Here is a 9,781-nt window from a genome sequence, read left to right on the forward strand (position 1 = left end):
TTACAATTCAGCCCCACGGGAAACCGTGGGGCTTTTTCTATCAAGGAGTTGTACGTATGACTGACCATATCGCCCGCGCCATGGCGGTTAAAGGCAAGATCCGCGCTGTGGCCTGCGTCACCACCAAGCTGGCAAACGACATCTGTTTTCTGCAAGGAACTTCGCCCATTGCATCGGTAGCATTGGGCCGTGCCCTTTCCGGGGCCGCCCTGGTGGGGAGCACCCTCAAGCAGGGTCAGCGTACCGCAATCAAGTTTGAAGGTGGTGGTCCGCTCAGGAAGTTGATTGCCGAGGTGGAGTGGGATGGTGCCATCCGGGGCACGGTGGCGGTGCCGGATGCTGTTGCCGGGAGCGTACCAGAGGCATTGGGGCGGGCCGGATTCCTGACAGTAACCAGAGATTTAGGGATGAAAGATCCCTACACCGGCATGGTGCAACTCTATACCAGTGAGATAGCCGAGGATCTGGCCTACTACCTGACCGATTCCGAGCAGATTCCGTCTGCCATGGGGCTGGGGGTAAGCCTGACTGATGATGGGCAGATCGCTGTCAGCGGCGGTTTTCTGATTCAGTCGTTACCCCCCTCCGATGAAGTGGCAGTGGATCAGATTATGACGACTATCAGCAAGCTGCCTCCACTGACCACATTGTTGAAAAATGGCACCACACCCCAACAGTTGCTTGATATTCTGCTGGAGGGGGTGGAACACCACCCATTGGAGTCAACAGACCTGTTCTTCCGTTGCGGCTGCTCCCGTGAAAAGGTGGAGCGGGCCTTGCTTTCAATGGGTGCGGATGAGCTTAAAAAGATGATTGCCGAGCAGGGCGAAGCATCGGTCACCTGTGAGTTCTGCAAACAGCAGTACCGGTTTGAAAGGAGCGAGCTTGAAACGCTCAGCAGATCATACTAAGTCAGAAAAACCGCCGAAGGTCAGAGAGGCAGCCGCTCAGGCAATCAGATTAAATACGGGTGCTGCTGAAGTGTTGGCTCCCTGCGGTTCTCTGGAGGCCTTCTTTGCTGCCATGGAGTCCGGGGCAGACGCGGTCTATGCGGGCCTGCGGGAGTTTTCAGCCCGTGCCCGTGCCAAGAACTTTACCCTGGGGCAGATGACGCGAATGCTGGCCTATGCCCATCAACGGGGCCGCAAGATCTACATCACCCTCAACACGCTGGTTAAGGAGCAGGAGTTGCCGCAACTGGTGGAGACCCTGGCAGAGCTGGCCCGGCTACGGGTGGACGGGGTGATTGTGCAGGATATGGCTGTGGCCCGATTGGTGCGGAACCATTTTCCTTCCATCCCGCTGCATGCCTCCACCCAGATGACCATTCACAACCTGCCCGGTGTCAAGCTGCTGGAGGAGTACGGTTTTGAACGGGTTGTGCTGGCCCGTGAGCTGCAGCTGGCAGACATCGCCGCAATAGCCTCCCGGACCAGCGCCGAACTGGAGATCTTTGTCCATGGTGCGCTCTGTTTCTGTGTCTCAGGGCAGTGTCATTTTTCCTCCCTGCTGGGAGGCCACAGCGGTAACCGTGGGCGCTGCGCCCAGCCCTGCCGTCGCCTCTACAGCCATCGCGGCAAAGAGGGCTATTTTTTCTCTCCCAATGATCTTTCTGCACTTGAGCTGATCCCCGATCTGATTGCTGCCGGTGTGACCTCGTTGAAGATTGAAGGGCGGATGAAGTCGGCTGACTATGTGGCCAAGGTGGTCAAGGCCTACCGTTTGATGGTTGATGGTGACAGTGCAAAACAAAAGGAAACCCTGAAGGTTGCCAAGGGGCTGCTCAAGGATTCCTTTGGCCGCACCCCCACTAAAGGTTTTCTTGCTTCCAGCAATCCGGTTGATATTGCCAACCCCTGGTTGCGGGGGGGCACCGGCCGGTTCAGCGGCGAGGTGAAACAGGCCCGCCAGGGGCAGATCAGCTTTGAGACCCGTGACGGACTGCAGGTAGGAGATCGCCTGCGTTTGCAGCCCAAGAGCGATCAGGCAGGTACAGCCTGGACCCTGCGTGAGCTGTACGTGAATCGTAAGAAGGTGCATGAGTGCAAGCCCGGAACCCTGGTGGAGGTGGTCTGCCCTTTTGAGGCCCGTCCCGGTGATGCCCTGTTCAAAGTGGGGGCTGCCGATGCCTTTGGTATGAGTGATGAGGCAGCCAACCGCAAGCTGCAGACAGCCGGTCTGGACCGGATGGCGGTGCGGCTGGAACTGGCCTGCAGGCAGGAAGAAAATGGCTGGAGTCTGTCGGTATCAGCCCGAATCGGTGCAGCCTGTTTTTCCTATGCATTCCCCCTGGGAACGCTTGAACCAGCCCGCAGCAGTGATATGGCAGGGGTGCTGCAGGCCCGCTTCAGTGAAACCGGCGAGACACCGTTCCGGTTGGAGAACCTTCAGGCACCAGGTTTTCCGTCACTTTTTATTCCACCGGCCCGTCTGAAAGAGATCCGGCGTGAGCTGTATCAGCGGTTGGAGCAGGAGGGTGCGGGTGAAGAACGTAAACGGATAACAACGGCAAAGGCAAAGGCGTTGCTTGAACTGCAGGGTCAAGGGTCAAGGGTCAAGGGGCAAGCAGGCAAAGAAGAACTGATCCTGCAGGTGGATAGCCCTGCGGATGTGCGTTGGGCGTTGTCTCAAGGTGCATCGCAGGTGGTGGTGCCGTTGCACCGGGCTGCCATCCATGAGCTGCCCCGTTACGTGAGCAGGCTAAGGGGCGATGCCGGGCAGATTGTCTGGCAACTGCCGTTCATGCTGTTTGATCAGGAGCTGCCCTTTATGGCAGAGGCGGTTGATGCGCTTTATCAAGCTGGCTTTCGCTGTTTTGAGATCACCAACCCCGGACAGTTTAAGCTGTTACAACAGTATGCAGGACTGCAGTTGTCATCCGGCTATCGTCTGTTTACCCTGAACAGCCAGGCACTGGCCTTCTGGCAGGAACAGGGGATACAGCGAGCAACCCTCTATATTGAGGATGATCGTGAGAATATGGCCAACCTGCTTCAGTTGCCGCAGCAGTTGACCGTGCTGGTCTACAGTCCGGTGGAGGTGATGGCCACCAGAGTCAAGATCAAGGAGATCAGCAGCGGTGCTCCATTGCAGTCTGACCGTGGCGAAGGGTACCGGATTCATGGCCGTGATGGCTTTACCCATATCAGTGCCACCACACCATTTTCTTTGCTGGGGCGGTTGGCTGAGTTGCGGCGCATGGGCTGCCAGTCCTTTCAGCTTGATCTCTCTGAGACGCCGCCTGAACGGCGGTCTGAGCTGCTGGAGGCATTTCGCTCTGACCGCTTACTGCAGGCAACAACGCTCTTCAATTATGAGCGGGGGCTGATATGAACCGGCTGTTTCTAAGTATAGCCATGCTGCTGATTACTGCGTTGCCTGTCTCAGCTGAAACCTTGCGGGGGATGGTCAAGGCGGTGCATGACGGTGATACCGTGGTGCTGGTGGGACGTGGCACAGGTCGGGTAACGGTACGGTTATACGGTGTTGATGCTCCGGAGACCCGTAAGCCTGATTCACCGGGGCAGCCCTTTGGCAGTCAGGCCAAACGGGTGTTGATGTTTAAGGTGCTGGGCAAGGAAGTTACCGCAGAGGTACAGGATCGCGATCAGTACGGCCGGGCGGTTGGGGTGCTGTTGTTGGCAGGCAGGGATATTAATGCCGAGATGGTGGCTGAAGGGATGGCCTGGGCCTATCGCCAGTTTCTGAACGGTCCTTATGCATCACGCTACATTGCGTTGGAAGAACAGTCCCGGCGCCAGCGCCGGGGACTCTGGCGTGACCCGAACCCCCAGCCTCCCTGGGAATTCAGGTCACGCCAGAAGCGTCGGCGTTAGTTTCTCATCTTTTTAGATAGTTCCAGCGCCCGTTTGACCCGAGCCACTACCCGCAGCGGCTGCACCGGTTTGGGAATGAAGTCAAAGAAACCGGCAGCAAGCGCCTTTTGCTCTTCATCTGAAGTGGCCCTACCGGTCAGCATAATCACCGGAATCGATGCTGTCATTGGATTAGCCTTAATAGCCCGTAGCAGGCCATGGCCATCCAGCTTGGGCATCTGTGCGTCGGTAATCACCAATTGAGGACGGTGGGTCAGGCTGGTTTTAAGCGCCTCAATACCGTCTTTGCAGATAATGACGTTATAGCCCTCTTTAACCAGGGCTGCCTGCACCACCGTAGCAACGGTAGGAGAATCCTCTACCAGCAGAATTGTGTTGCCGGCATCCGGGTTGATCGGGGCATTCAGATAGTGCCGGGCGATTGCCTCCAGGATTTCTTTGCGGGTTGCAATTACCGGCACCACCTGCAAACCGGTGATGCGGGCAATCATATCAGTGGTCTCACCATCAAAGGGATCGGTGATCGCAACGGCTAGCATCATATCTTTGTGTTTCAACGGAAATATGATCCGCTTCATGACAAACTCTGTGGGGAGCATGTTGAGCATTGTCGGTGAGTATTCACGGTTACTAAAACCTGATACGGTCTTGAAGCCAAACTGGCGCCCCAGGGCATCAACCAGCTCACTCTCGGTGATGACCCCCATTTCTTCCAGTACCTGCCCCAGCCGCTTACCCTCAGCCTGTTGTCTTTCCAGAGCACGTTCCAGCGTTTTTTCACTGATCAGTTTGGCTTGCACCAGAATATCACCCAACTGTTTTTTCTGGGCTATATCGGCAAAGGGGCTGTGCTGACGTAACAGCGCCTCCATCAGTTCTGGCTCGGATACGACCCCCATCTCTTCCAGCACCTGCCCCAGCCGCTTATCAGTTCCTTGCTGACGATCAAGTGCCTTTTCCAGCGTTTTTTTGCTGATCAGCTCGTTTTCTACCAGTATGTCACCTAACTGTGTGGCCATGGTGCCTCCGGCACTACATCAAAAAGAAGAAAATTACTTGGGCACTTTTTCCCAGTCTTCCAGAAATTTCTTGATGCCGGCATCGGTCAGGGGATGCTTGGATAGCTGCAGCATGACGGAATACGGTATGGTGCAGATATCAGCACCGATCAGGGCTGAATTAAGCACATGAATCGGATTGCGGATGCTGGCTACGATGATCTCGCTGGTGTAGCCATAGTTGTCAAAGATAGTACGAATCTCTTCAATAATCCCCATACCATCCTGGGAAATATCGTCAAGTCGCCCCACAAAGGGAGAGACATAGGTCGCGCCAGCCTTGGCGGCCAGAAGCGCCTGCATAGGTGTAAAGATCAAGGTAACGTTTGTCTTGATCCCTTTTGCCGTCAGGGCCTTACATGCCTTGAGCCCTTCCGGGGTCATCGGCAGCTTGATCACGATATTTTTGTGAATCTTGACCAGTTCCTTGGCTTCCTTCACCATGCCGTCAGCCTCCAGAGAGATGACTTCTGCAGAGATCGGGCCGTCAACAATGGCAGTGATCTCCTTGATCACGTCTTTAAACTTGCGGCCTGATTTGGCGATCAGGGAAGGGTTGGTGGTGACGCCGTCAACCAGTCCCAGGGTGTGGGCTTCACGGATCTCTTGTACGTCAGCGGTGTCGATAAAAAATTTCATCTCTGAACCTCCAGTTTTAAGATTGGTGTGTATGGTCAAGCTGTTCGCGAAATTTTTCCAGGCAGTCCATGGAGCAGAAATAGTGTCGAGTACCGTCCAGGGTGCCAACAATGGCATCATCTTTTGCCAGATACATCTTGCAGATTGGATCCTGCACCGTCTCTTCTCCGGTATCTTGGGTGCTGGAGGCCGACAACGGCTTTTTAGGTGCCGTCAGCGTCTTGATAATCCGAAAACCGATATAGCCCAAAAGTAACCAGATCAAAAGGCGAAACATAGGTTTGTTACTCCAGAAGGCTCACCTGCTCGTCGGTTGTCAGACTGGTCAGCAGATCAGCTATGGTTTGCTTGCTGACAGGCTCACGCAACGTGGGAGCAATATCGGCCAATGGTAGCAGCACAAAACGGCGTGCTGTCATACGTGGGTGGGGCAGGGTCAGGTCTGGTGTCGATAACTGCTCCGTGCCATACAATAGTAAATCAAGGTCCAGCCGCCGTGATTGTGGTTCTGCAGCAGGAGTCCTGCCAAAAATAGCACGCTCTATCCGCTGCAGCTCAGTTAACAGATCGTGAGGCGTTTGGGTGGTTCTAAGCCGTGCAACCCCGTTGTAAAAGGCAGGGGTGCCGGAGGGCATGCCCACCGGCGATGTCTCATAAAAACGGGACAGACCGGTGACGCGACTACCGGGTATCTTGCCCAGTTCTCCCACTGCCCGTAGCAGGTTCAGTTCCCGGTCTCCCAGATTGGAGCCAAGGGCGATGTAAGCATCGGTTTCCACAGGCGGGATTAAACCATACTTGTGCTGGGGCGTCAACCGCAGGACAAAAAAGCCCCCGTCACCAGGAGGGGCGGCAACGAGGGCGATGAGACCCCCAGGGGTCTCGCAAGCATATTCCTGCTGTTGGCGGGGCTGAGTGTTGATCTACTCCACCGCAAAATGGGTGCGTAGCTACGTAGCTAACCGGCGCTGTGAGCGTAGTGCTGGCAGTTTGTTGACAGACAACAGGCTGCACACTGGGGCTTTGGACGGCAGACCAGCTTCCCCAACTCAACGATCAATGCGTGGTACTCATTAAAGAGGGCGGTGTCCAAAGGTAGCCGATCCATGAAGTAGTCACGTAGCCGATCATAGCTGAACTGCTCATCAACCAGCCCCAACCGGCTGAAGATCCGCCTGGTGTAGGTATCCACTACAAAGCTGGGCTTTTGCCCGGCATAGAGCAAAATAGAATCAGCAGTTTCAGGACCGATCCCTTTCACCGCCAGCAGTTCATGCCTGGTTGTCTGCCAAGGCTCTGCAAAGAGCTGGTCCAGACTGCCGTGATAGCCCTGCAGCACAAAGGCAGTAAAGGCCTGCAGCCGTGTTGCTTTGACATTAAAATAACCTGCCGGTCTGATCAGTGCTGCCAGCTCATCCGGCATCAGGGTGGCAATTCCGGTAATGGACAACCGGTCCGCTGTCTTCAGATTGGCAATCGCCTTTTCCACATTGCCCCAGTTGGTGTTCTGGGTCAGGATGGCGCCGACACAGACCTCAAAGGGAGTCTCGCCAGGCCACCAGTGACGGGGAGCATACTGCGCCAACAGGGTATCAAAAATTTTCTGTAGCTGTTTACCTGCCAACCAGCACCCGTAGATTTTTAGGGTTGATTTTGTAACCGCCGGAAACCGTGACATAGCCTTTGTACAGGTCGCTGATGTCAGTAATCCTGGCCATAAACCAGGCGTCTCGACGGGCAGATTCTTTGTTCTCTGGTTGCTGGTAAACATCAACTACCTGGCGTCCCTCAAACATGACCATCAGAGCACCCAGTCGGATCTCATCCGGTCTGGCAAGTCTGGTACGCCAGAAATATTTGGTCCACTGGCTGGCACCGTTTGCAATCCTGAAAAACTCGGCTTCACCCTTGGTTTGAGCGTTGGGGGGCTGGGTCATTTTGGACAAGGTAACATAGATCCAGGCGTTGTCTCCCATTGGCTGCTCGCTGATAAAAAAGTCGTCAGACTGGATATAATGCCGGTCTTCTCCAGCTGCAGGGGCTTCATAACGCGGTTGTGGTGCAGACTCTTCCTGGGCAGGGGGAACCTGTTCACGAATCTGTTGGCCATCAGTCACCAACTTGTCAACCTCGTCCATAAAACCTGCCTGTGCGGTTCCGCAGCTCACCAAAATCAGTGCCAGCACTAATACCTTCTTCATACCGAACCTCCATTTGTTTCAAACTGTTGGGTTGTGTACAGCCCCTATACCAGAGATTTGTGATCTGTAAAGTGCCACCAGTTAGATAGAGGCGGCTATCCCCTGCTGCATTTCAGGATAACGCAGGGTAATGCCCAGCCCCTGCAGCATCCGGCGGTTATCCACCACCCGCGATTCCATGAAATAGGTGAACAGTAGCGGCGGCATCACCCTGCGGGCCTCTTCAAGATCGATCTGGGACTGGCGGGGTTTCTGCAAAGCATCGGCACAGGCGTTGAAGTAGGCGGTCATGCTGGCCGGATGGCCGTCGCTGACATTGTAGATGCCGGTCCCTTGTTCTAGGGCAGCCAGACAAACCTGGGTCAGGTCGTCAACATGAATCCGGTTGGAAGGTTTGGCCAGTTCTTCCAGCAGTAACGGCTGGCCTTGATTAATTTGCATCAGTGGCAGACGCCCCCTGCCGTAGATGGCCGAAACCCTTAGAATTACTACCTGAATGCCATGTTTCAGCCCAAAGGCCTGAAACAACTGTTCAGCATCCAGGCGCCGCTTACCCATGGCGCTGGTCGGTTCAACCGGACTCTGCTCTGTGACCACGGTGCCGCCGGTATCACCGTAAACGCTGGTTGCACTCAGGTAGACGATCTTTGTGGGCAATGCCTGATCCCGCTCCAGAGCTGCACAGAAATTGCGGGCCCGCAGATCAATACTGCCGCCCCCCTGGGGAGGTACGCTGTACAGCAGCATGCGTCCGGCCAGCGGAAGCAGCGGTATATCTTCCAGGTCATCCATGCTGCAGAAACAGACTTCAGCACCAGCCTTGGCCAAAGCTGCCGCCTTTTCTTCATCCCGCAGATGTACGGCCACGTTCCAGCCCCGCTTAAGTGCCTGCTGGGCCACCAGTGTGCCGGTATAACCACACCCGGCAATAAACAGCTTCTGCATGGTTGTATTATCCCTTTCCTTCATCAAGTAGCTCATCCAGGGGATGCTTCTTTTCAAGCGGCACAATCCGCACCTTGATGGCCCCCTTGCCCCATAGCCCGACCTGCTGGGCTGCTGCCCGGGAGAGGTCGATCAGATTCCGTACTGCGTGGCGGGGATGGCAACGGTCATTGATGATCACCGATACCTTCTGTCCGCTCTTGATATTTGCAACCGTAACCATGGTTCCCAGCGGCAGCAGGGCATGGGCGGCAGTCATCTTATCAGGGTGATAACGCTGTCCTGATGTGGTCCGCCGTCCGATGAAGCGGGAGGCATAGTAGGTTGCCACGCCAATCTGGGGGTCCTTGGGCATATCTCCATCTTGTGCCAGAACCTCCAGCAATTGTGCATCGGTCAGGTCATCCCGTTCAACCGCAGGTGCTGCGTTGACAGAGCAGGGCAGAAGGAGAAGCAGTATCAGAAGATACCTGATCATCGTTGCAGATACTCCCGGATACCATCCCTGAAACGGATCGGCTCAAATTGGAAGGTCTTTTGCCAGCAGCCATCGCAGATATTTTCTTCAAGCAGCATCTGTAGTTGATCCATGGTGATCGGAAAAGTGCTGAACCCCTGCAACGTCTTGATGATCGGTTTCATCAGCGATAATGGCAGGGCCGGTTTCCAGGGATGTCCCTTGCCAAGCGCCTCGGCAATGGCATCCAGCAGCTCACGATAGGTCAGGCGATCTTCACCGCACAGTTCAAAGGTCTGACCAGCAGTCTCCGGCTTCTCCAGAACATCAGCATAACAGCGGGCAACATCAGCACCATGAATCGGTTGCAGCCGATAGTTGCCATCACCCATGGTGGGCATGACCGGCGCCAACCGCAGGTTGGCCGCCAGCATGTTCACAAAAGCATCCTTTGGGCCAAAGATCAGTGAAGGCCGGAAGATAGTCCAGGCCAGGCCGCTACCCCGCACGATCTCCTCCCCCCGCCATTTGGTGCGATGGTAGCCGGAGACCGCGTCAAGGCGTGTTCCCAAGGCAGACATCTGCAGATAACGTAGCACTCCTGCATGCTGCGCTGCCTGCACCATGCAGGCGGTGGCCTCCACA

The 9,781-nt window shown here is 55.5% G+C and carries 12 protein-coding genes; 3 read left to right on the forward strand and 9 right to left on the reverse strand.

Features of this window, described 5'->3' with window-relative positions; translation table 11 throughout:
• Nucleotides 1-56: 56 nt before the first annotated feature.
• The 3 genes from hslO to OEL57_RS01300 are packed head-to-tail and all read left to right on the forward strand — an operon-like array spanning nucleotide 57 to nucleotide 3,836.
• The gene (hslO, locus tag OEL57_RS01290; protein WP_300736009.1) at nucleotides 57-911 is read left to right on the forward strand and encodes an Hsp33 family molecular chaperone HslO; all 855 of its coding nucleotides are present in this window, start codon (nucleotides 57-59) and stop codon (nucleotides 909-911) included.
• On the forward strand, nucleotides 886-3,333 hold the full coding sequence (locus tag OEL57_RS01295) for a U32 family peptidase (RefSeq protein ID WP_300736011.1): 2,448 nt from the start codon (nucleotides 886-888) through the stop codon (nucleotides 3,331-3,333). The genes hslO and OEL57_RS01295 overlap by 26 nt, the downstream gene beginning before the upstream one ends.
• The gene (locus tag OEL57_RS01300) at nucleotides 3,330-3,836 is read left to right on the forward strand and encodes a thermonuclease family protein (RefSeq protein ID WP_300736012.1); all 507 of its coding nucleotides are present in this window, start codon (nucleotides 3,330-3,332) and stop codon (nucleotides 3,834-3,836) included. The genes OEL57_RS01295 and OEL57_RS01300 overlap by 4 nt, the downstream gene beginning before the upstream one ends.
• On the opposite strand, the gene OEL57_RS01305 is transcribed toward OEL57_RS01300, so the two are convergent.
• The 9 genes from OEL57_RS01305 to OEL57_RS01345 form a co-directional block, all read right to left on the reverse strand.
• Complete coding sequence (locus OEL57_RS01305) at nucleotides 3,833-4,855, reverse strand: response regulator (RefSeq protein ID WP_300736013.1); 1,023 nt, start codon at nucleotides 4,853-4,855, stop codon at nucleotides 3,833-3,835. The two genes, OEL57_RS01300 and OEL57_RS01305, sit on opposite strands and share 4 nt — an antisense overlap.
• Nucleotides 4,856-4,888: 33 nt before the next feature.
• Nucleotides 4,889-5,533 carry a fructose-6-phosphate aldolase gene (fsa, locus tag OEL57_RS01310; protein ID WP_078791151.1) on the reverse strand — a complete coding sequence of 215 codons (645 nt, stop codon included), beginning with the start codon at nucleotides 5,531-5,533 and terminating at the stop codon, nucleotides 4,889-4,891.
• Nucleotides 5,534-5,549: 16 nt separating this feature from the next.
• On the reverse strand, nucleotides 5,550-5,810 hold the full coding sequence (locus OEL57_RS01315; RefSeq protein WP_300736014.1) for a YHS domain-containing protein: 261 nt from the start codon (nucleotides 5,808-5,810) through the stop codon (nucleotides 5,550-5,552).
• Nucleotides 5,811-5,817: 7 nt separating this feature from the next.
• A complete protein-coding gene (gene folK / locus OEL57_RS01320; protein ID WP_300736016.1) occupies nucleotides 5,818-6,312 on the reverse strand; it encodes a 2-amino-4-hydroxy-6-hydroxymethyldihydropteridine diphosphokinase in 495 nt (164 codons plus the stop codon).
• Nucleotides 6,313-6,491: 179 nt separating this feature from the next.
• A complete protein-coding gene (locus OEL57_RS01325; RefSeq protein ID WP_300736017.1) occupies nucleotides 6,492-7,157 on the reverse strand; it encodes an endonuclease III domain-containing protein in 666 nt (221 codons plus the stop codon).
• Nucleotides 7,147-7,734: a hypothetical protein gene (locus OEL57_RS01330; RefSeq protein ID WP_300736018.1), complete on the reverse strand. Its 588-nt coding sequence runs from the start codon at nucleotides 7,732-7,734 to the stop codon at nucleotides 7,147-7,149. The genes OEL57_RS01325 and OEL57_RS01330 overlap by 11 nt, the downstream gene beginning before the upstream one ends.
• Nucleotides 7,735-7,815: 81 nt before the next feature.
• Nucleotides 7,816-8,679 (reverse strand): NAD-dependent epimerase/dehydratase family protein, encoded by an 864-nt coding sequence (locus tag OEL57_RS01335; RefSeq protein WP_300736019.1) that lies wholly within the window; start codon nucleotides 8,677-8,679, stop codon nucleotides 7,816-7,818.
• A gap of 7 nt (nucleotides 8,680-8,686) precedes the next feature.
• On the reverse strand, nucleotides 8,687-9,157 hold the full coding sequence (locus OEL57_RS01340) for a septal ring lytic transglycosylase RlpA family protein (protein ID WP_300736020.1): 471 nt from the start codon (nucleotides 9,155-9,157) through the stop codon (nucleotides 8,687-8,689).
• Nucleotides 9,154-9,781 (reverse strand): sugar nucleotide-binding protein (locus tag OEL57_RS01345; RefSeq protein WP_300736021.1); only part of this gene is annotated, 628 nt, incomplete at its 5' end. The genes OEL57_RS01345 and OEL57_RS01340, both read right to left, overlap by 4 nt.

It is taken from the genome of Trichlorobacter sp., from assembly GCF_030247655.1.
GTDB lineage: Bacteria > Desulfobacterota > Desulfuromonadia > Geobacterales > Pseudopelobacteraceae > Trichlorobacter.

Bases quoted from the DNA above. Each gene is read 5' to 3' on its own strand.
- hslO (WP_300736009.1), top strand. From the start codon at position 57: ATGACTGACCATATCGCCCGCGCCATGGCGGTTAAAGGCAAGATCCGC.
- OEL57_RS01300 (WP_300736012.1), top strand. From the start codon at position 3,330: ATGAACCGGCTGTTTCTAAGTATAGCCATGCTGCTGATTACTGCGTTG.
- OEL57_RS01305 (WP_300736013.1), bottom strand. From the start codon at position 4,855: ATGGCCACACAGTTAGGTGACATACTGGTAGAAAACGAGCTGATCAGC.
- fsa (WP_078791151.1), bottom strand. From the start codon at position 5,533: ATGAAATTTTTTATCGACACCGCTGACGTACAAGAGATCCGTGAAGCC.
- OEL57_RS01315 (WP_300736014.1), bottom strand. From the start codon at position 5,810: ATGTTTCGCCTTTTGATCTGGTTACTTTTGGGCTATATCGGTTTTCGG.
- OEL57_RS01330 (WP_300736018.1), bottom strand. From the start codon at position 7,734: ATGAAGAAGGTATTAGTGCTGGCACTGATTTTGGTGAGCTGCGGAACC.
- OEL57_RS01335 (WP_300736019.1), bottom strand. From the start codon at position 8,679: ATGCAGAAGCTGTTTATTGCCGGGTGTGGTTATACCGGCACACTGGTG.
- OEL57_RS01340 (WP_300736020.1), bottom strand. From the start codon at position 9,157: ATGATCAGGTATCTTCTGATACTGCTTCTCCTTCTGCCCTGCTCTGTC.